Origin of the sequence: Longirhabdus pacifica (assembly GCF_004115085.1) — a bacterium.
Classification (GTDB): domain Bacteria; phylum Bacillota; class Bacilli; order Paenibacillales; family DSM-105158; genus Longirhabdus; species Longirhabdus pacifica.
The window spans coordinates 64543-87234 of sequence record NZ_QXJP01000004.1; the positions used below are offsets into that span (position 1 = coordinate 64543).

22 protein-coding genes are annotated in these 22692 nt (G+C 39.1%); 1 reads left to right on the plus strand and 21 read right to left on the minus strand.

The genetic code is table 11. The features are described 5' to 3' along the window. Positions 1 to 3: 3 nt before the first annotated feature. From qcrB to aroC, 20 genes are all read right to left on the minus strand, one after another. Positions 4 to 675: a menaquinol-cytochrome c reductase cytochrome b subunit gene (gene qcrB / locus D1Z92_RS04225; protein ID WP_128894421.1), complete on the minus strand. Its 672-nt coding sequence runs from the start codon at positions 673 to 675 to the stop codon at positions 4 to 6. A gap of 15 nt (positions 676 to 690) precedes the next feature. Then, positions 691 to 1269, minus strand: a complete 579-nt coding sequence (locus D1Z92_RS04230) for a Rieske (2Fe-2S) protein (protein ID WP_370741207.1) — start codon at positions 1267 to 1269, stop codon at positions 691 to 693. Between the two features lie 182 nt (positions 1270 to 1451). Continuing rightward, the gene (locus D1Z92_RS04235; RefSeq protein WP_128894422.1) at positions 1452 to 1868 is read right to left on the minus strand and encodes a DUF2487 family protein; all 417 of its coding nucleotides are present in this window, start codon (positions 1866 to 1868) and stop codon (positions 1452 to 1454) included. A 497-nt stretch (positions 1869 to 2365) separates the two neighbouring features. Next, positions 2366 to 2563: an IDEAL domain-containing protein gene (locus D1Z92_RS04240; protein ID WP_128894423.1), complete on the minus strand. Its 198-nt coding sequence runs from the start codon at positions 2561 to 2563 to the stop codon at positions 2366 to 2368. 24 nt (positions 2564 to 2587) lie between these two features. Continuing rightward, entirely contained in the window at positions 2588 to 3118 is a 531-nt protein-coding gene (locus D1Z92_RS04245; protein ID WP_128894424.1) for a gamma carbonic anhydrase family protein, read from the minus strand. A 47-nt stretch (positions 3119 to 3165) separates the two neighbouring features. Continuing rightward, the gene (locus tag D1Z92_RS04250; RefSeq protein ID WP_128894425.1) at positions 3166 to 4299 is read right to left on the minus strand and encodes a hypothetical protein; all 1134 of its coding nucleotides are present in this window, start codon (positions 4297 to 4299) and stop codon (positions 3166 to 3168) included. Between the two features lie 250 nt (positions 4300 to 4549). After that, the gene (locus D1Z92_RS04255; RefSeq protein WP_128894426.1) at positions 4550 to 5125 is read right to left on the minus strand and encodes a histidine phosphatase family protein; all 576 of its coding nucleotides are present in this window, start codon (positions 5123 to 5125) and stop codon (positions 4550 to 4552) included. Between the two features lie 114 nt (positions 5126 to 5239). Then, on the minus strand, positions 5240 to 5863 hold the full coding sequence (locus D1Z92_RS04260; protein WP_128894427.1) for an anti-sigma factor family protein: 624 nt from the start codon (positions 5861 to 5863) through the stop codon (positions 5240 to 5242). Further along, complete coding sequence (locus tag D1Z92_RS04265) at positions 5860 to 6453, minus strand: RNA polymerase sigma factor (RefSeq protein WP_128894428.1); 594 nt, start codon at positions 6451 to 6453, stop codon at positions 5860 to 5862. The genes D1Z92_RS04260 and D1Z92_RS04265 overlap by 4 nt, the downstream gene beginning before the upstream one ends. 1040 nt (positions 6454 to 7493) lie before the next feature. Beyond that, positions 7494 to 8585 (minus strand): prephenate dehydrogenase, encoded by a 1092-nt coding sequence (locus D1Z92_RS04270; RefSeq protein ID WP_128894429.1) that lies wholly within the window; start codon positions 8583 to 8585, stop codon positions 7494 to 7496. A 76-nt stretch (positions 8586 to 8661) separates the two neighbouring features. Beyond that, a complete protein-coding gene (gene hisC / locus D1Z92_RS04275; protein WP_128894430.1) occupies positions 8662 to 9762 on the minus strand; it encodes a histidinol-phosphate transaminase in 1101 nt (366 codons plus the stop codon). Positions 9763 to 10047: 285 nt separating this feature from the next. Continuing rightward, a complete protein-coding gene (trpA, locus tag D1Z92_RS04280) occupies positions 10048 to 10854 on the minus strand; it encodes a tryptophan synthase subunit alpha (RefSeq protein WP_128894431.1) in 807 nt (268 codons plus the stop codon). Positions 10855 to 10857: 3 nt separating this feature from the next. Then, a complete protein-coding gene (gene trpB, locus D1Z92_RS04285; protein WP_128894432.1) occupies positions 10858 to 12045 on the minus strand; it encodes a tryptophan synthase subunit beta in 1188 nt (395 codons plus the stop codon). Continuing rightward, entirely contained in the window at positions 12042 to 12758 is a 717-nt protein-coding gene (locus D1Z92_RS04290; RefSeq protein WP_128894433.1) for a phosphoribosylanthranilate isomerase, read from the minus strand. Before D1Z92_RS04290 ends, trpB begins: the two co-directional genes overlap by 4 nt. Positions 12759 to 12762: 4 nt before the next feature. After that, a complete protein-coding gene (gene trpC / locus D1Z92_RS04295) occupies positions 12763 to 13545 on the minus strand; it encodes an indole-3-glycerol phosphate synthase TrpC (RefSeq protein WP_128894434.1) in 783 nt (260 codons plus the stop codon). After that, entirely contained in the window at positions 13535 to 14557 is a 1023-nt protein-coding gene (gene trpD, locus D1Z92_RS04300; protein ID WP_128894435.1) for an anthranilate phosphoribosyltransferase, read from the minus strand. The genes trpC and trpD overlap by 11 nt, the downstream gene beginning before the upstream one ends. Before the next feature lie 105 nt (positions 14558 to 14662). Then, positions 14663 to 16183 carry an anthranilate synthase component I gene (gene trpE, locus D1Z92_RS04305; RefSeq protein WP_128894436.1) on the minus strand — a complete coding sequence of 507 codons (1521 nt, stop codon included), beginning with the start codon at positions 16181 to 16183 and terminating at the stop codon, positions 14663 to 14665. A 342-nt stretch (positions 16184 to 16525) separates the two neighbouring features. Further along, positions 16526 to 16891, minus strand: a complete 366-nt coding sequence (gene aroH, locus D1Z92_RS04310) for a chorismate mutase (RefSeq protein ID WP_128894437.1) — start codon at positions 16889 to 16891, stop codon at positions 16526 to 16528. Positions 16892 to 16919: 28 nt separating this feature from the next. After that, a complete protein-coding gene (gene aroB, locus D1Z92_RS04315) occupies positions 16920 to 18005 on the minus strand; it encodes a 3-dehydroquinate synthase (RefSeq protein WP_128894438.1) in 1086 nt (361 codons plus the stop codon). Between the two features lie 3 nt (positions 18006 to 18008). After that, a complete protein-coding gene (aroC, locus tag D1Z92_RS04320; protein ID WP_128894439.1) occupies positions 18009 to 19172 on the minus strand; it encodes a chorismate synthase in 1164 nt (387 codons plus the stop codon). A 405-nt stretch (positions 19173 to 19577) separates the two neighbouring features. Between aroC and D1Z92_RS04325 the strand changes: the two genes are divergently transcribed. Next, a complete protein-coding gene (locus tag D1Z92_RS04325; protein ID WP_128894440.1) occupies positions 19578 to 21857 on the plus strand; it encodes a peptidase G2 autoproteolytic cleavage domain-containing protein in 2280 nt (759 codons plus the stop codon). Positions 21858 to 21909: 52 nt separating this feature from the next. Here D1Z92_RS04325 and D1Z92_RS04330 read toward each other — a convergent pair whose 3' ends face one another. Then, a complete protein-coding gene (locus tag D1Z92_RS04330; RefSeq protein WP_128894441.1) occupies positions 21910 to 22692 on the minus strand; it encodes a CheR family methyltransferase in 783 nt (260 codons plus the stop codon).

Here is a 22692-nt window from a genome sequence, read left to right on the forward strand (position 1 = left end):
GGTTTACAATGGACCTGAAATACCTTGTTTTCTAATCATAATGAAATGACCTGCTAACAGTGCGAACAATGCACCTGGTAAGAAAAATACGTGCAATGCAAAGAAACGTGTTAAGGTCTGTGCACCTGTAATACTTCCACCTTGTAAGAAAGTTTCTATATAAGGTCCGAGCAAAGGTACGGATGCTGCAATTTGGATACCAACTTTTGTTGCGAAATATGCTTTGTTATCCCATGGAAGCAAGTAACCAGTAAAACCTAGCCCTAGCATAACCATAAAAATCAACATACCTACAACCCAGTTCATTTCACGTGGCGCTTTATAGGAACCAGTGAAAAATACCCGTAAGGTGTGTAAGAACATCATAACAATAACTAAACTTGCTCCCCAGTGATGCATACCTCTTACAATGACACCGAATGCCACTTCATGTTGTAAAAAGTCAACACTTTTATATGCGTTTGTAATGTCTGGTACGTAGTACATCGTTAAAAACATACCAGATAAAATTTGTAATATCGTGATGAAGAACGTCAGCCCTCCGAAACAATATACGAATGCAGAAAAATGATGAGCTGGATTCACGTGTTCTGGAACTTCATGATCCGCAACATCTCTCCACATCGGCGTAATATCAAGACGTTCATCGATCCAATTATACATTTTTTTTAACATCTGATATCGCCTCCTTTACACTCTACTGTTTGGCTTTGTTGTGCTTAAATACACCCAGCCATCTTCAATTTTAACCGGATATTCATCCAATGGTGCCGGCGCCACTGTTAAGTTTTTACCATCTTTTGTGTAGCGAGCAGCATGGCATGGACAGAAATATTCATCTGAGAAATCCTGACTACCGTTCCATTTCACCGTACATCCTAAATGTTTACATACCGGAGACAGGGCAAAAATATTACCGCTTTCATCTTTAGAAATCCAAGCTTCAAAGGTAGTGTCATTTTTATACCACCCATCCACAATAAGACGTTCAAATTGAAAAGATTGCGGTTCTTGCGTCACTTCTGATACTTCTACAACTTTGACATATTCCCCATCAGCGTCCGGTTTTAATAATGGATCTACAGCAAACCGTACATTATATAGAAGTGGCACACCTACCATAAAAGCTCCCGATCCACCAAGTGTATAAGAAAGAAATTGCCTTCTGGACATTTCTTTACGAAAGACACTTTTCTTTGGCTGTTCATTGTGCTCTCCGCTCATTTGTTCAAGTACCCCCTTTACTTCTCGTCTAAAGCATTGCTTCATACGTTGTTCTCATTTTCAACCTACCATTGTTCATTCATTACTTTGATCGTTGTAAGAGTTAAAATGAACCAATTCATAAATATAACAATAATATGATATCTCAGCGCCATCATAAGCGTCAATAATTAGCCAAGCTTTTATGCTGTGATCTGATCGAAAAACAACAAAATGTTATGAAATTGTCACACTTTCGTCCATAACTGCTGGACAGATTGTAATATTTCTTCTTTCATTGGGTTGTCCAAATGCTTAGATGAAACCAACATATCTGCATGGGCAAACTGCATATTTTCTATTTTTTCATCTGCAGTGACCACAATAACAAAAGTGAATTGCTGCTTTAATTGATGACAAATTTGATCTACCATTTGGACAAATGTGACTTCCTCATGCCATTGATATTGAATGGCGGGATATGTAACGACTCTTCCTTTGTATGGGACTTCCACAATGTCCAATACATCTCTTAATTTTTCTAATGCAGTAATGACTTCGATTGGGCTTTCACTTCCATGCAAACCACCAAGAGGAAGTAAGCAGGTATCCAAATATGGCTTTAACGATTCCCATTGTTCACTTTCAATCTCACTAAATTTCATCTCTACCCTCCTACCACTGATCTGTAAAACTATTAAGTTGAAGAAATCATAGAACACAAGTTTACGCCTCAGTTGCCAGGCGTAAAAATTATTGTAATTTCTTCATCTTATGTTTAGCGGTAATAAGTTGATGGAACAAGTTCACTCAACTTATATTTAAGATGAAGAAATCATAGAACACAAGTTTACGCCTCAGTTGCCAGGCGTAAAAATTATTGTAATTTCTTCATCTTATGTTTAGCAGTAATAAGTTGATTGAACAAGTTCACTCAACTTATAATTAAGATGAAGAAATCATAGAACACAAGTTTACGCCTCAGTTGCCAGGCGTAAAGGTTATAATATTGTAATTTCTTCATCTTATGTTTAGCGGTAATAAGTTGATTGAACAAGTTCACTCAACTTATTTAAATTATAACAAAAAAAAGCTCCTATCGGAGCGATGAAGCGTAAAATAAAATCACCTTCTAGGTTGAATATGTATATGTGTTATGTTATCAATGAGAGTATGTATTTTCTTGAATCAAATTAAGTTCAGACGTCAATGTGTAAAATTCATTTTGATCGCCACGTTGTAAGGCTTCATCTATCGCTTCATATAATTGTTCGACTTTATAGTCTTTGAGTGCTTTATCTAAAAACATCTCCGCATGAAGACTTAACAGTGCATCATAAATAATACTTAATCTTTCCATTCATACCACTCCTTTAAATTTGCTCTATTCCATTTTTTTTATTTGAACAAGCTTCTGGTTATATTGATTCGCCTTGACAACATAACTTTCTGCAGCAAGTTTCATGCGCTTTATATCATCATCCTTAAGTTCTCTGATGACTTTTGCTGGTACGCCAGCGCAAAGTGTATAGGCTGGTATCTCCATATTTTCCATCACGACACTGCCCGCTGCCACGAGCGCACCTTCACGAATGACGGCTTGATTTAATATTTTTGCTCCCATGCCAATCAAACTGTACTGTTTTATTTGACAAGCATGGACGATAGCCGCGTGTCCAATTGTCACATCATTGTCTACCAAAAGTGGCATCGTTGCATCGACATGACCAATGGCCCCATCTTGAATGTTACTTCTGTTCCCTATCCGTATTGGTGCGTTATCTCCGCGTAATACGGCATTGAACCATACACTTGCCTCTTCCCCTATATGTACATCTCCGATGATTTTAGCGCCTTCAGCAATATAAGACGATGGTGAGACAAACGGTACAAACCCTTCATATTGATATAACATATGATTTCCCCCTTATTTCATCTTTGGGGGTGATTGTACATGGTCATCTAACTGGTGTCAATACGCATGATGGTATCAAAATCTGTAATGGTTACTTGGTTCATCAACTGTTTTCCAATGTGCGTCGTTTTAATGCATGTTCCGACTTCTTCATCCTCACTCACAGTGATAATGCCTAAATGTAGCATCATTTTTAGTACTCTTTTTTCTAAAATATCATGTTGATTATCGTAAAAATATGGTTTTACATAAGGTAACAATACTTCTTTTAACGGCTCTACAGCTATCCAATTTTCCGCAAGGTTTTGAATCCAAGCGACTAGTGCAAGTATGTTTCGTATGGGGGCTTTATACAATTTAATGTACAAATGATATACTTGCATATTTTTTTCTTTTAATCTTTTTGCAACTCTCTCTGTTCCTTCTTCTGTTAACTGAATAAAGCCATCTTTCTCTTGACACAGCTTACTTGTAATACAGTAGTCATAGATGAAAGAGAAACGATTAGGGTACATTTTGAACCTTCTGCCGTATCCAAATCTCCATTCTCCTTTGTCCACTGGTTGTTCTGCTACAGACATTTGGGATAATATGTGTTGTAAACTGCGTTTATACATGAATCCTTCTGGCGTAATGGGTATTTCTTCTTCCTGAACAAAGGTTAAAAACTTAAAAATGTCATCGGTGATCAACGAACTCTCATCACGATATATTTGTGGGGGCTTTACATATTGCATATGCGATTTAAATTGCTTATACATTACTGCAAATATTTTTTGCTTCAGATCCGTCGGAACTTGAAATTCATATTTTGTTTGATGAGAAACTCCGTTAAATAAAAAACCTAACTGTTTGAATTTAGATATTTTTTTTCGTGACTGACCTTTTCCTCTGTTTTCAGGCTCATCTTTATTGTCCATCACGCTATAATTGGCTCTAGCCATTAATTCCTCTAAACTATATTTTTTCTTTTTTTCAAACAGTAATAATTGCATAAAGTGGCTTTCTTCCAAAGTTAAGTTCTTCACCAAGTCTTCAAACTGATCTTTTCTCGAAAAAGCAATAAGTATAGCTTGGATAAGCTCCCGCTTGGAGTTAGAACTACACCTGCAATTATACTGCGTTGCAATTTGACTTAATTGATCAATATCCGAGTAACTTAACATATCAGCTAAATTCATCGCAATCCCCCTGCTGATAACAAAATGATGGTTTTAAATTCATTATGGGGATATTTTTGCATAAATATTCCTGTTATCTACACATTACTTATTTTCTATGAAAGTTAATTGAACAAGTTCAATTCAACTTATTTATATAAGGTGAAGAAATATTGAAAACCAAGTTTACGCCTCAGCTGCCAGGCGTAAAGGTTATCATGTTGTAATTTCTCCATCTTATGTTTAGTGGTAATAAGTTAATTGAACAAGTTCAATTCAACTTATCTAAATGCATCGTACAATTCAGCAACGTATGTGTCCACTGCTGATTATGCTTACCATAATCTAAAACAGATACCGATGTGTTATCTACTCTCAGCCTATGACTTTTATTTAAAATATGTTGTAATATATGATTGATCCAGCCTCCGTGCGTGACAACGATAACGCGAGATTGTTTATCCTGGTCTACACAATTATTCAAAAAACCCATTCCTCTTTGCACTAGATTAGCTGTAGACTCTACATACAGAGAAGCTTCATCCTGATCTTCGTATTGCTTTCGTTCCTCTCTTGTTAATCCTTCTAATTTTCCAAAACTCCTTTCTCTTAATCTTATATCTGTCATGACAGGCAAGGCTAATTTATCGCCCACTATTTGCGCTGTATCCCGTGCTCGCATCAAATCACTGCTGTATATACAGTCCCATTTTTCTACACTTAGACGATGTGCTAGGGACTCACACTGCTGCTTTCCCATTTCATTTAAAGGAATATTAATTTGTCCTTGAATCCTGCCTTGTGCGTTATAGTCCGTTTCACCATGACGAATCAACATCACTTTCATTATGTATATCACTCCTCACATACTTCTTCATTGCTTCTAAAAATATCCTTATATACACAAAGGCTTTCATTAATGACATGCATTAATGAAAGCCTTGTGATGGTGTGGTGATCTTCAATCAAATTGATGTTCGTTTCTAATTTGAATAAACCAACGAAGTAGTAGCAGTAGCATGATAATACCAACAGAAGAAAATAACAAATAATAATTAGGGTTATCTTCTATACTTAACAAAAACGGATCTTCTATTTTAGATGTTACCGCTGTTCTGGATGCTGTAGTCAGTACCACCGAATCATCTAATGGGGTGGCAATCGCATTATAACTTAATTGTACAGGTGAGACTGGATCACTAAATGGCATGATGACAGACAACACGAAACTAAGTATAAATAACGATAAAAATAGTGTAATAGCCAATAAATAAGTCCATCTTTGTTTTAGAGAAAAAGTATACAAGTGACGGGCTATTGGTTTATTCCAACTATTTTCTTCATATATCCTATCCATGACTTTATTAGAAATCGAAGAAGAAAATGTAGAGGAATGAGCTAATGGCGATGAGGAAGTTGTAAAAGACGTAGAAGAAATTAATTGTCTACTTTCTTCCCAAATTTCAAACTCACGGCGACAAGCAGAACAATGCTTTATATGGAAATCAATCTGTTGCTTTTTTGCATCATCATTGTTCAGATCCCAATATTTCCCTAGTTCTTCTTGAATTTCATGGCACTTCACGACCTATTCACCCTTTCTGAGTCCGCAAAAACTGGTTCAAGAAAATATGGCTCTACCTGTGTTTTCACGTTATTTCTAGCTCGAAAGAGTAGTGATTTTACCGAGCTAACTGTTTGCCCTAAAATATTAGCAATTTCCACATATTCTAATTGATCATATTCTCTTAATATGAGAGCGGATCGTTGTTTTTCAGGTAGATTATTAATAGCATGACGAACTAATGCTACTTTTTCATTACGCAACGTCTCTGATTCTGGTAATCGATCAGCAGGAGCTTCCGGAACCACGCCACTTTCATCAATGGACACTTGAACACTCTTGTGCTTTCTCAATTCACTAAGCACCGTATTCCTCGCAATCGTATACAGCCATGTTGAAAATGATGCTTCCACTTCCCTAAACGTTTTCAAACTTCTAAATGCTTTGTAAAAGGTCTCTTGACATAAATCTTCTGCTAAATGATCCAGTTGTGAACTTTTCAACATATGATAAATAAAAGATAGAATCTTTCTTTCATAGCGATGAATAAGTTCTTCAAAACACTCAGCATTTCCATCTTTTATTTCCCTAATAATCTGGGAATCATTCATTACAAGCGACCCTCCTTGTAACGCCACAACTACTTCCCAGATGATCCATTCACTCTTTTATACTACAAAAGAAGTAAGAAGTTGCGCTCTATCCGATATATTTGCTCATTTTATAAGATCGAGACATCTCTACATCAACTTTTATGCCTCGCTTCTGAGGCGTAAAAGTTGCAATTTATGATTTCTTCATTTTATATATTTTAAAATTTACATTTATGTATGCAAAATAAAACTCATTATTTGTTTGACTTATAGCTATCATTAAAAAAATTTACTTGCTCATATATGGTGAAAAATGCTCCTTTTTAAACGGGTAAACCTATATTTCTATGTAATGAACGAAAGATATGGTAATAGGTTGCAGGCATAGCGATGACATCTAGCCATGACCATTTGTTTTTCTGGCTAAAATGTTGAACTGTAATGATGTTGTAATGTAGTTAGGTTACTTTGTAGTGTAGTAGTAAGGTTGTTAATTAAATCGTTGCATTGTCATGCAGCTAAGTTGTACTGTCATCATTTGTATTATATTACTCCATACTTTATTTATAGTACTACATATTAAAACACGACTTCAACTTGTCACCATTTTATTTTTAAGTTTTTGTTTGATTTATTATATTTATTTTGTATTTTATCATATTACACACCTTGTTAAAATTCACATTTAAAAAAGGTACAATGTAAATATTAACATATATTTGTAAGCTTTCACAATCATTTTTTATTTAACTGAAAAATTATTTTTTCAAAAAAGGATGAATAAACAAATAAGTTATCCTGAAAAATCATACGTACGTTTTAAATAAAAAGGCAAAAAAAAACCACCCATAGGGTGGATGCACTTATTATAGTGCTATTTCGGATAGGAGTGGAGAGAAACCATACTGTAGTTATAGTATAATGTATACGCTTTCATACGTCAATAAGAAATTTCCAATTTTTTATTCAATCGATATTATAACTAAGAAAAGGGAAAGGATGATCACTCATTACCTTTCCCTCCCACTCATATAAAAGCGATATGATGCTATGGACATTTAAATATGCACATCGTAGTTTAACTGCTTTAATAGCTTAATTGCTGCATCAAATTCATGTTGATGTTGAAAAGATATTCTAAGCACCCCTGGAACTTCTGCTCGACTTTCTATAATTTCAATATTACTCAAACTAATAAGCTGTGCTCCAAGTTGGGAAGTTATCTCTCCAATGACTCCGGGATGATCTGGGATGTCAACATATAGATCGTATAAGGATGTTATAGCACCTTTTCTCTTTTCAGGTAAACTATTTCTAAAACGACTCGCAGCCTCGAAACGCTCTTCAATTTGTTTGCTATCTGCGGCTTCAAGCCACTGTTTGAAATCTTCCATTTGCCCATGCCAATCATCTAAAAGTTGAATCAACACTTCCCGATTGTTCATTAATATATCACGCCATATCACAGGATCACTGGAAGCAATTCTTGTAATATCACGAAAACCACCTGCTGCCAATAGTCCATACCAATCATTATTTTCATGGTACTGACTTACTTGGTACACCAAACCCGCGGCGATGATATGTGGTAAATGACTGATAGCACCAACCACTTCATCATGCATCTTTGCATCCAATTTCACTATCTTTGCTTTCGTGAATTGAAGCAAGCTTTCTAATTGCTCATACACCGCTACAGGTGTATCTTCTAGCGGAGTTAACACATAAAAAGCATTCTCAAACAAATAAGAAGAAGCTGCGTCTACACCCGTGCGTTCTGAACCAGCCATCGGATGACCACCAATGAAATAAACATCTTTATGTTGTAATACTTTCGCACTAGATACGATTGTTTGTTTCGTACTTCCGACATCACTAATAATACAACCTTTTTTTAAAGGCAGCTGATTTAGTTTCTCCAAGTAAGTGGGCAACAAACTAACGGGTACACATATGAAAATAAAATCAGCATCACTCACCGCTGCTTCCAGCGACGTTGTTCCCTCATCTATAATTCCACGATATAAACAGGTATCTATCGTTTCTTGTCGCCTTGCATGTCCGATGACATGAACATCTTTATGATCTTTTAGGCATAGTGCAAGCGAACCACCTATTAAACCAATTCCTAATATCGTTACTTTTTTCATTTCTCATCACCACGCACTTTCATTTATTTTCGCAATACTACAACAGTCTGGCGAAAATATAAAATCATGGATTCACTTAGACAGGGCTAATGTGCTGCAATGTTTTTTCCAAAGCGGTAATAAACGCAACATTTTGCTCTTGTGTACCTACGGTGACACGAATTGAAGTTGGATAACCTAAATAGTTACCCCCTCTTACTATGATCCCTTGCGATAACAGATATTCAAACACGGCTTCCGCTGGACGATCTAAATGAACCATAATAAAATTACCATGCGCAGGAAAGTATTGCAACTTTAAACGGTTAAATTGTTGACTTAAATAATGGATACCTTCTTCATTTTTATGACAACATGTGGTGACAAATGCTTGATCCCTTATCGCCGCAATCGCAGCAGCTTGTGCAAATCTCGTTGTGTTAAATGGTTCACGAACTTGATTGACAGTCTGTATCACGTGTGAGTTTGCAATGCCGTACCCTATACGATGCGCAGCTAGTCCGTAAATTTTGGAAAACGTACGAAGAATCATCATGTTATCATATTGCTGTAGCAACTCCAAACTACGTGGGAATTGTTTATTATTGTAGTTGTATTCCACGTAAGCCTCATCTATCACGACCAGAATATGAGTAGGAATTTGCTGCATAAATTCAACTAGTTCCTCATGACTCACCATGGTACCCGTTGGATTATTCGGGTTACAGACCCAGACGATTTTTGTTTTCTCTGTAATGGCCTTAGCCATAGCTGGCAAGTCATGGTTTCCATTATTCAAAGGAACTTCAATACTTACCGCACCCTCAATTTCTGCATTGTGTTTATACTGAGGAAATGTCGGTGTTGCCATGACAGTTTCATCCCCTGCTTCGAGATAAGCACGGCAAATCATAAGTAGCACGTCATCAGAACCCGCACCAAAAATAAATTGATTTTCTTCTATATTAAGGTGTGCAGCTAGAGCTTGTCTTAATTTACTACTCGCTCCATCAGGATACATGTTCGTTTGTTCTAATTCAGCTATCACTGCTTCATTGACTTTTGGTGAACAACCGTAAGGATTTTCATTGGATGCTAATTTGATAATGTTTTTCAATCCTAATTCTTTCTTCACTTCTTCTATTGGCTTCCCTGGCTTGTATACTGGAAGATCTACTATTCTTTGCTTTGCTTTCACAAAATCACCCCAAGTTATTGTATCTATATAAGTTGAATTAACTTGTTAATACAACTTATTACCACTATGCATAAGATGGACAAATCTCCACACCACACCTTTACGCCTGGCTACTGAGGCGTAAACTTGTATTAGATCATTTCTTCATCTTATTAAGTTTACTTCTTTTATGCTTTAATTCATTACTTCACTTTTATTTAATGATGCCACAAATTTTAAATTTTGCAAACAAGTAAATCCATGAACGAAATTCATGGATACTGTAGTATTCAATATTTACTATTTTCATCCTTTTAATGCTGCAACAAACTGCTCCACTTCTCTCAATCCAGCTTCTCTCTCTTGCTTCGTCTGATTTACCTTGACACACTGTTCAATTTTTTTCACGATAGCACTACCTACTACTACACCATCACACATCGCAGAAAACCTTTCCACATGTTCTGCTGTAGAAATACCAAACCCTATGGCTATCGGGATGTCACTTACCCTTCTCACTTCTGCTAAAAAAGATTCAATGCCTGACGTAAAGTCATTGCGCACTCCCGTCACACCCAGAGAAGAAACACAATAGATGAAGCCTTGTGCATGTGCTACGATGTTGTGCAGCCGCTCTTTGGAAGTCGGTGCGACCAACGGAACTAAATGTACGCCATGTTGCTTTGCGCAATGCATAACTTGTTTATTTTCTTCCCAAGGTAAATCTGGAATAATGATCCCACTAATATCATGTTGTTGCAATTGGGCAAACAATTCCTCTATTCCAAACTGTAAAACAGGATTATAATACGTAAACAAAATAAAAGGGAGCTTTACTCCTCTTTCCCGTGCTTGTTTCGCTACTTGAATACAGTCCATGATATGCACTTGATTGGCAAGTGCACGCTGTGAAGCAGCTTGAATGACAGGACCATCCGCAAGTGGATCAGAGTATGGAACGCCGAGTTCTATCATATCTGCACCTGCGCTTTCTAGTCTCTCTATTAAATCTACCGTCGCTGCAAGGTCTGGATCACCTACGGTGATAAATGGAATAAGTGCCGTTTGCTTTTTTTCTTTTAACTGTTGAAAGGTGACGTCAATAACATTCATCTCTTAATCCCCCATTACCTTCATGATCGTTTCCATATCTTTATCTCCGCGTCCCGATAAATTTACGACAATGACTTGGTCTTTATTCATTTGTGGAGCCACTTTCAATGTATGCGCAATCGCATGGGCACTTTCTAAGGCAGGAATAATGCCTTCTGTTTTGCACAACAGCTGTAATGCATCCAATGCTTCTTGATCTGTCACTGGGACATACTCTGCTCGTTTTATTTCGTGTAAATAGGCATGCTCTGGTCCGATTCCAGGATAATCTAATCCCGCCGATATGGAATGTGCTTCTTGTATTTGTCCATATTGATCTTGTAGCAAATAACTGTACGATCCTTGAAATACGCCGTGTGTGCCTTTTGTAATGGAGGCAGCATGCTCCCTTGTATCGATGCCTTTTCCTGCTGCTTCTGTGCCGATAAGACGTACATGTTCATCCTCTACAAAAGGATAAAAGATCCCCATCGCATTACTTCCACCACCGACACAGGCGATGATCGTATCTGGAAGCTTATGCTCTTGCTGCATGATTTGCGCTTTCACTTCATCCCCAATCACTCGTTGAAAGTCACGAACAATCATCGGGTATGGATGTGGACCCACCACTGATCCTAAAATGTAAAACGTATCCTCGACATTCGACACCCAGCTTCTTAATGCCTCATTTCCAGCATCTTTCAACGTCTTCGTTCCAGAAGTGACAGGTATCACTTCAGCCCCTAACATTTTCATGCGAAATACGTTCAATTTTTGTCTGATCGTATCTTCTTCTCCCATATACACTTTGCACTCTAGTCCAAACAATGCCGCAACGGTAGCAGTAGCTACACCGTGCTGACCTGCTCCTGTCTCTGCGATGACTTTTTTCTTTCCCATCCGTTTTGCCAGTAGTGCTTGTCCTATCGTATTGTTAATTTTATGTGCTCCTGTATGATTTAAATCTTCTCGCTTGAGATAGATTTTTGCTCCGCCCAAATGCGCGGTCAATCCCTGCGCGTAGTATAGCGGGGTAGATCGTCCAGAGTATTGTTGTAATAACGTCGTTAACTCTGCTTGAAACTCATCCTCTTGTGCATACCGAGCGTACGCTTCTTCTAGTTCATATAAAGCATTCATTAAAGTTTCTGGAACATACCTTCCACCAAAAGATCCATAACGTCCGTGTTGATCGGGTACTGTTGTCATTGGTTCACCATCTCTTTCACTTGTTTTACGAAGTCTTCTATTTTTTGTGTATCTTTCTCTCCGTTACTTTCGACACCGCTTGAAACGTCAACGCCATCCGGTGCATATTGCGCTATACATGGTTGAACATTATCTGCATGAAGGCCACCTGCCACGATTAATGGTAGGGATAAAGCGTCCGTACATTGCTTTACATCAGGAATGGTGTCCCATGCGAATGTTTTTCCCGTTCCACCTGCTTGTCCTTTGTGCACTGTATCTAACATCACACCGTCAATATACGGCGCATACGGTGCAATAATAGCTTGCCATTGTCCCTGTTGTTCATCTATAGATGTTTCTCCATCCGTATTCACAGAAAATACTTTGAATATGTTCATGTTAGGAAATGATGCTTTCACCTGCTTGCAAAAGTCTGGGCTTTCTTCACCGTGCAACTGAACAATATGCAGCGGCGCATGATGCAACACATTTTCTAATTGTTCCATGGTTGGATTGACAAATACACCAGCAAACATGGGATCGTACGAACCACGTTCCATGCTTTGAATGAGTTCGGCTGCTTTCTCTGCTGTTACTTTACGTTTACTCTCAGCAAAGACGAAACCGACGAAATCTACTGGTAAAGTAGATAGTTGCTGCGCTATGGCTTCTGTTTGAATGCCACATATTTTAACTTTCGTTTTCGTTAAGTTGTTCGTGTTGTTATTCACTTTGTTATTCACTCCCCATTAGATGAAGTACTGCCTGCTCCACATCATGTTGGCGCATAAAATGTTCTCCTATCAGTACGCCGTCCATTTGTAATTGTTGTAGGTATTCAATATCTTCTGTTTTTCCGATACCACTCTCACTAATTTTCAATTTATGATCTGGAATGTAGGATGACAGCTGCTCTGTTGTCTGTAATGTGGTGTTGAATGTGTGTAAATCACGATTGTTAATGCCAATGAGTTCAACATCTAATTCAAGCACCGTTTCGAGTTCTGAACGATTGTGGACTTCACTCAATACATCCATGCCCACATCTTTCGCTAATGTATACAGTTGTTGCATTTCTTTTGCACTTAACATAGCCGCAATGAGCAGGATAGCATCCGCTCCGATCATGCGTGCTTCATATACTTGTCTTGGATCAATGATGAAATCTTTTCGTAATATCGGTAAGTTTACAGCTTCTTTCACCGCTTGTAAATACGTATTAGAACCTTGAAAATATAGTTGATCTGTTAAGACTGAAATACAATTCGCTCCTGCCCTTTCATAACTTTTCGCTAAAGAGACGGGATCAAAATCGCTTCTAATTAGCCCTTTAGATGGGGACGCTTTTTTCACTTCGGCGATTAAAGCAAGCGATCGCTGTCGTTCTTTTAAAGCAGTAGTAAAATCACGGCAAGGTGAACATTCTCCTATGGCTTGTTCCATTTTTGATAACGATATCAATGATTTCAACTGTTCTATTTCGTTTTTTTTCGTTGCTGCTATACGGTCAAGAAACATGTTTAAACTCCTTTGTCATCTGAACTAATTGCTGTAGTTTTTCCTTTGCTAACCCTTGATCTATAATTTCAGCCGCTTGCTTTGCTCCACTAAGTAAAGAAGAGGCTTGACCGCTGACATATAAACTTGCACCAGCATTCGCAATTAAGATATCACGTTTAGCACCTTGTTCCCCTGCAAAAATAGATTGGATAATTGCTGCATTTTCTTCTGTATTTCCACCTTTTATATGTTCTATCGGATGTGTCTGCAAGCCAAAATGTTCAGGCGTAACATGATACGTCGTGATTTCACCATGACGAAGCTCTGTGACTTTCGTTGGAGCAGAGATGCTGATTTCGTCCAATCCATCTTCACTCGCTACGACTAAAGCGCGCTGCACACCTAACTCCCGCATCACTTTAGCTACAGTCTCTGTTTTACTTCGGTCAAACAAGCCCATTAATTGATGCTCTGCCCCAGCTGGATTGGTTAAAGGACCTAGCATATTAAAAACCGTACGAAAACCAAGTTGCTTTCGAGCGCCAGCTACAAATTTCATAGACGGATGAAATTGCTGTGCAAACATAAAACAGATCCCTACTTGTTGCAAACAGTGCTGTGCTTGTGTCTCATTAATGTGAATATTAACGCCTAAAGCTTCTAACACGTCTGCACTTCCTGTGCTGCTAGACATTGCGCGGTTCCCATGTTTTGCAACCGGTGTTCCCCCTGCCGCGGACACAATCGCTGCCGCTGTCGAGATGTTATACGTATTCGCACCGTCACCACCCGTACCACACGTATCTAATAGTCCTTTGGTTGGATAATAAACTTTCGGACTTCTATTTCGCATGGCGGAGGCGAAACCTGTAATTTCGTCTACTGTTTCTCCTTTTACTCTTAATAAAGTAAGCAAACTACCGATTTGCGCTTCTGTTGCTTCCCCGGAAAAAATAGTGTCCATGCTTGCTTCTGCTTGTGCTTTGCTTAAATGCTCACCTCGTAATAACTGCTCCAATACGACTCTCATTGTCCTCTCTCCTTACCGTAAAAACATATTTTTATATTTTCAGGATGATGATATATTTTTCGTAATGATGTAAGCTACATCCTATTTTTATTTGATACCTCTCTTTTAGAGCGCTACTTGTTCTTCTTTCGTGAAAATGTTCTCTGCTACTTTTATCGATGTCAGCAGTGCTTTTGCTTTATTTACCGTTTCCTCGTATTCTTTTTCTGGAATAGAATCGTATACCACCCCTGCTCCTGCTTGCACATAAGCTTTATTCCCTTTAAAAATAATCGTTCGGATCGTAATACACGTGTCCAAGTTACCATTGAATCCTAAATACCCTATAGCACCTGCATAAGCACCTCTTGCTTCTTGTTCCAGCTCCGCTATAATTTCCATTGCCCGAATTTTAGGTGCACCTGAAACGGTACCCGCAGGCATGCATGAAATGAATGCATCAAAGAAATCTTTTTCTTCCTGCAATTCACCAGAAACGTTAGACACGATGTGCATCACATGAGAGTAGCGCTCTATATCCATGTAACTATCTACTTCTACTGTGCCATATTTTGCAACTCTACCGATGTCATTTCGTCCTAAATCTACTAACATCACATGTTCTGCACGCTCTTTTTCATCATGGAGCAATTCATGTTCAAGCGCGATGTCCTCTTCTTCATTGCGCCCTCTAGGCCTTGTACCCGCAATAGGTCTCGTCTCTACCCGATCTCCTTCTACTCGTACGAGCAGCTCTGGTGATGTCCCTACGATCACCTCGTCTCCTAGTTTGAGCATATACATGTAAGGCGATGGATTCATCGTTCGAAGTACACGATACACATGCAGTGGTGACGCTTCGCTTTCCATTTCGAATCTCTGTGATAATACAACTTGAAAAATATCACCACTTGCAATGTAGTCTTTAGCTTTGTCCACATTACGCATGAAATCTTCTTTGCTAATGTTGGATACCACGTTTTCTAAATCTACTTCATGCGCCATACTAGATCGGTGAAACATAGGAATGTGAAGCGGCTGGTGTATACGTTGAATCGTTTGCTGCAATTTTTGAACGGTCAGCTGATACGCTTGTGTGATGTCTTCAATGGAATCACCTTCATGGACGTGCACATTACCGATCACTTTCACTTGTTGTTTCAAATGGTCAAACACAATAATTTGATCACAGAACATAAACTGAATATCTTGCATGTTTAAATCATCGATGCGGTGTGGTGGTATATTTTCGTAATATTGAATGAGATCATAACCGAAAAAACCAACCGCTCCACCTGTAAATCTAGGCATATCTTCTAACTTAGGACTTTGATAGCGTGCTAGCAATTGTTTCAGCGCTTGCATAGGCTTGTCTGTAAGCGTCTGTTTTTTTCCGTTCAAATCTATTTCAATTGCTCCTTTTTTACCTCTAATATGCAAGAAAGGATCTGTGCCGATAAAAGAATATCTTGCCCAATTCGTACCGCCTTCCACACTTTCTAATAAAAATGCATAGGGCTCTTGTTCAAAATGATGAAATAAACGAATAGGCGTTTCTGTATCCGCAAGTATGTTTCTCTCTATTGGGATTAAATTGTATTGTTTGGCTTGTTGTATGACGTACTGTAATTCTTTCTCTGTCTCCACTATGGTTCACTCCTTCTCTTACAGTAAAAAAAGTATATAGCGCAAAAAAACTCTGTCCAAGAACAGAGTTTTGTGTATAGTAGTCATCATTGCCCTTTACATATAATGAATTTTACATGTCATCCAAACATGTATAAGGCGCATGATCATCATTCAATTATAGCTCATCTACTCTATACTATACTGTTCTATTCTCGGCTATTCGTATTTATTTCCTTATGACCATCCTATGATGAGCCATCAAGGTAAAATAAACTACTAATCTTATAGGTACTATACTATGCTATCGCAAGAGTGTCAACTACAAAAGGTACATTTCATTACGAATTAGCATCCATGCCATTACTCACATAAGTCAGGTCTTAGCTTTTTGGCTTCATGTAAATAGACATGGCGCATATCACCTTGCTCTTTTTCCGTATTCGCGTGAAGCATGAGACGAATACATTTTTGCAAGCTATCTTTAATTGGTATTTCAAGCGAGCACATTAACGGAACCATTTCCCATCCTGGCATATTTCTAATCGCCAAAGCAGGGAAAACGTCATCAACATCCGCAGTTACCGTCACAAATACGCTACAAATATCAGCAGGATTCACATTGTTTTCTTCTACAATGGTACGAAGCAACTCGGAAGTCTTATCTAATATTTCTTGCTCCACATTTTCTTCTACTGTTGTCGCTCCCCTAATTCCTCGAACGTACATAGAAAAATCTCCATCCTCTCCAACAAACTTATTTTAATTCATTAATCACAGTACGCACCATGTCAGGGTCAATATGATCTGCAAGTTTGACTTTTCCTATCTGCGTAAGTACTACAAACACTAATTTGCCATCTACCACTTTCTTATCTCTCATCATCGCTTGCAAGATTTCTTCTGTATCGATGGAGGAAGGTAGAGAGACAGGTAATTGAAATTTCTCCAATACCGTTATCATGCGCTCTTCCACAGTTGGATCACAACCGAGTAAAACGCTAATTTTTGCTGCACCTACCATCCCAATCGAAATAGCCTCTCCATGCAAAATATTTCCATAAGACGCTACCGCTTCAATGGCGTGTCCAATCGTATGTCCTAAATTTAAAAACGCACGTATTCCTGCTTCTCGTTCATCGTTGGATACAATTTCAGCTTTAATGGAACATCCTTTAAATAATGCATATTCTAACGCTGCATAATCTAGTCCCAATAGTTTTTCTGTGTTCTGCTCGCACCAATCTAAAAATGCTGCATCCCACAAAAAAGCTTCTTTTATGACTTCAGCTAATCCCGCTTTCACTTCACGTTGTGGCAGCGTTTTTAATGTAGCTAAGTCGTATATGACTAATTTAGGTTGGTGAAATGCACCAATCATGTTTTTAGCTAGTGGATGATTGACTGCAACTTTACCACCTACGCTCGAATCATGTGCAAGAATGGTCGTTGGTAGTTGAACAAACGACACCCCGCGCATAAACGATGCAGCGGCAAAGCCTGCAATATCTCCTACTACGCCTCCACCTAACGCTAGCACCGTAGTGTTGCGATCACAACCATGTTCAATCATCGTCGTCATAATAGACTCAAAATGATGCAGCGATTTAGAGGCTTCTCCCGCTGGTATGATGTGCGTAACGACGTTATAATCAGCTTCATGTAATGTTTGTACTAGGCTGTGCAAATAGTGCGGAGCCACGTTATCGTCTGTCACGATCACTAGTGTAGAACGCTGGGTAATGTGATGTTCTTGCAACAATGCTGGTACTTTTTGCAGCAGTCCTTCTTCAATATAAATGGGATAAGAGCGATCACCTAAATCTACATTGAGCAGTTTCATACGTTAGTACGCCCTTACTTGCTCAAGGTATTGATCCAAGTTTCCTTGAATCTCTTCGATAGAATCCCCACCAAATTTCTCCATAAAGGCACGCGCGACTTCCCACGCTACCACATGCTCCATCACTACACTTGCTGCTGGAACGGCACAACTATCAGAACGCTCTACTTGAGCAGTAAACTCTTCTTTATTATCGATATCCACACTTTTTAATGGTTTGTACAGTGTTGGGATAGGCTTCATGACACCGCGAACGACGATCGGTTCTCCCGTTGTCATTCCACCTTCAAACCCTCCTGCATTGTTGGAAGCGCGATGGAAACCTTTGTCTTCATCATACAAAATCTCATCATGCACTTGAGATCCTCTTCTCTCCGCAGCCTCAAATCCTATGCCGATTTCACAGCCTTTAAATGCATTAATGGAAACAACGGCTTGTGCGATTCTAGCATCTAACTTACGGTCATATTGCACGTGACTACCTAGTCCAACCGGAACCCCTTCGATAATCACCTCGACAATGCCACCGATGGAATCGCCCTCTTTCTTCACCTCATCAATATGTTGGATCATTTTTGCTTCTGCGTCTTTATCCACGACACGAACAGGCGAAGCTTCTGTAACGCTAATTAATTCATCTATCGGAAGCTGCTTTCGCTCCGCTTCTATTTCTCCAATACGAATCACTTGTCCAGCGACTTTAATGCCAAACGCAGCTAACAATTGTCTTGCCATGCCGCCTACTGCAACACGAGCAGCCGTTTCTCTCGCACTAGATCTTTCTAATATATTTCTTAAGTCTCTTTGATTGTATTTCAAGCCACCATTCAGGTCAGCATGTCCAGGACGTGGACGATGAACACGACGCTTCTCCTCATCACTACCTTCAATCGGCTCGATGTTCATAATTTTCGTCCAATGAGTCCAATCTTTGTTCTCTACGACGAGGGACACAGGCGCCCCTGTTGTTTTGCCATGACGAATGCCACCTGTTACCTGTGCACCATCTTTCTCTATTTGCATTCTTCTGCCACGACCATACCCTTTTTGTCTACGTTCAAGTTGAACATTCAACTCATTAAAATCAATCGTTAAATTACTTGGTAATCCTTCTATAATAGCCGTCAATTGAGGTCCGTGCGTTTCTCCAGCAGTTAAGTATCTCATGTATGTTTCTCCTCCATCCTTTTATCTCAACCATTCACTTTAGCGCTTTTAAGCGTTCAAACATCTTGAGTAAATTATAGTATAGCTCTTTACGTTTGACAACATCTATATGAACAATAGATAAGATAAGGTTGTGATATTGTAATTTCTCCATTTTATATTTGTGATATTGATTCCATCTTATACTTCATCGTTTTCATTTATTTTCACTTTACAAAAACGTTTCTCTTTACTATACACCCCTCGTTCTCCTTATACAAATATAGTTATTTATTTCATTTCATCCGCACAAGCAGTGATGACCTAAAAGAATATACTATTAAGACTTTTTCACGAACAGATCAGTGTATGTGTTGTTAATCGTTTCTATTAAATCGTTGTTAATCAATAAGGAGAGGGTATGCTATGAATAATGAATGCAAACGAATAGAGATAGGACTTTGTTCTACCGCTTTAGGTCAATGTACAACCGCAGAAGGTCAAGCTTCACTTGCAGAAGGGTTTCAAACAAAATCTTGTAGCCTTGCTTCTCACGCGGAAGGAAATTTATCCATTTCAGTAGGAGTGAACGCTCATGCGGAAGGAATTTCTACTTTATCTTCTGGAGATAACGCTCACGCGGAAGGGAATGCAACGATGGCTCAAGGCTCTAATTCTCATGCGGAAGGAGTCTTTTCTGTTGCTACTGGTGCGAATTCACATGCGGAAGGGAATAGCACAGAATCAGCGGGCGAAAATTCGCATGCCGAGGGAAATGACACTGAAGCCAATGGGGACAGTTCGCATGCGGAAGGAAACACAACTTGTGCAGATGGTGCGCATGCCCACGCAGAAGGGTTTCTAAGCACAGCCAGTGGAGATAGCTCTCATGCCGAGGGATTCGTTACATTGTCAATGGGTACGGAATCACATGTGGAAGGGAATTTCAGTAGTGCTATAGGTGATTTCTCCCATGCGGAAGGACAGGGAACAGCAGCAATGGGAAATGCTTCTCATACGGAAGGCAGTAGCTCTTTAGCATCGGGCAACATCTCTCACGCGGAAGGGAATTCTACTGAAGCCAGTGGATCTAACTCCCATGCGGAAGGGTTTTTAAGCACAGCCAGTGGAGATAGTGCACATGCCGAGGGAAATACTACTGAAGCCAGCGGAGATTCGTCCCATGCGGAAGGCGAAGAAACAATAGCAAGTGGACTTGTTTCTCATGCGGAAGGATCAGGAACTGAAGCCTCAGGAGCATTTTCTCATGCGGAAGGAAGAGAGAGTGTTGCTTCTGGCATCGAATCACATGCGGAAGGGTGTTTAACCATTGCTATTGGTGATATGTCCCATGCAGAAGTGAGCGGAAATGCCATTGGTTTTGGATCTCATTCAGAAGGAAACTCCACCATTGCAACAGGAAACTTTTCACACAGTGAGGGAAGTGTCACCACTGCATCCGGTAGTTTTTCACATGCAGAAGGAAGTCTAGCTAATGCAAGCGGGATGGCGGCACATGCAGAAGGAGTTAGCACCTCTGCCAGTAACACCGCAGCCCATGCGGAGGGATACAACGCAACAGCAAGTGGAATAGCGTCTCATGTTGAAGGAATGGGAACAACGGCATCGAATTTAGGTTCGCACGCAGAAGGATTAAATACGATAGCTAGTGGCCCAGCTGCACATGCGGAGGGAAGTGGCAGTACAGCAAGCGGTGACAGCTCTCATGCCGAAGGAGTTAGCTCTATAGCAAGCGGACTTGTTTCGCATGCAGAGGGATTTAATACGCAAGCCAATGGTGATTTTTCCCACGCTGAAGGAAGAGGAACGATAGTAGATGGTATCGCTTCTCATGCGCAGGGCATCGACACTACGATTGGTAACACGTTAACTGGTGCTCATATCATGGGATGTAGTGGGGAAGCAAAATTCGATTACTCTTGGCATCTTGCTAATGGTAACACGATTCCAGGTAATGGTCTCGCTGCTTTTATTCGAGGGGATGCAGGTAATGAAGGAGATGCTTGCTTTAATAACGTGACTACTGGGGGCAATTGTAATCAGTGTGATTTTGCTGAAATGTTTGAAAGTATGGACGGAAAAGCGATCGATGTCGGTTACTTTGTGACAGTAGAAGACGATAAAGTGCGTAAAGCAACAGATAACGATGCCTATATTCTTGGTGTATCGAGTGCCACACCCGCAGTGTTAGCTGGTTCTTCTACCCTGCATTGGCAAGGACAATACGAAACAGATGAATGGGGGAGATATGTATATGAAACGATAACCGTTCCACCTCACCAAAACGATAAAGGACAAATCGCAAAGCCTGAAAACAAAGTAAAACGAAGAAAAGTAAATCCAGCATATGACCCTAGTCTACCTTATCTTTCTCGTGAGGAAAGAGCGGAATGGACACCGATTGGCCTCATAGGACAATTGCGTGTGAGAGACGATGGATCATGTCATGTCAACGGATACTGTATGCCAAATCATGAAGGTATCGCTACCGCTTCCAACCAAGGCTACCGTGTATTGAAACGCACAGGAAAACATCAAATCCTCATCCTATTCAACGGCAACGATCACCAAAAAAACATGAAATTAATGAAAGAGAAAGACGATGAAATGAATCAATTAAAAAAAGAGTTACACGCCACAAACGAGAAGATAGATGCATTATTAAGCAAATTAAAATCACTATAGTTTAAAACCATAAAACAACAAGTAACTTCTGCTCCCTATCCTCACGCTCATACTATGCTTTCTTTTTTTGATAGAAAAAAGTATTCAGAGATTCTAGGTCATATTGATTGGAAGAAAATATTTGCTCTGTACTGCCAACAAAGAAAATGCCTCCCTCACGTAATGCGTTGGAAAACTTCCTGTAAAGTCTATCCTTCGCTTCGTCTGTAAAATAAATCATAACGTTTCTACAAATAATGAGATCAAATTGTTCTTCAAATTCATCGACTAACAAATCTTTCTGCTCAAATCGAATCTTTTGTTTCAAAACATTGGATATATGATGATTGCCTTCCTTTAGCGAAAAATACTTGTTTAAATAGGCTTCTGGCATCTCTCTTATCGCGCGATCGTCATATACTCCCTTACGTGCAACTTGCAGTACATTTTCATCTAAATCCGAAGCTATAATTTTAGATTGATGCAATGCATTTAATTCATCCAATATCATCGCTAACGTATACGGCTCTTCCCCCGTTGAACAAGCTGCACTCCAACACTTCAGTTGCCTTTTTTCTTTGACCATATCCACTAAAAAGTTATCTTTTAACGTATTCCATCGCTGCACGTTACGCCAAAACTCTGATACATTAATTGTGATCCGATCTAAAAACTCATCTAGTAAATTTTTATCTCTAGATAATGCCAAAAAATATTCATCAAAAGTATGATATCCTCTTTTATCACGAAGTGTTGTTATTCTCCGTTTCATTTGTGCCTCTTTATATTGTGAAAGATCAATTGCTGTAATTCTTTTAATCTTTTCAACAAATAAAGAGAAGTCAAGATTATCCAT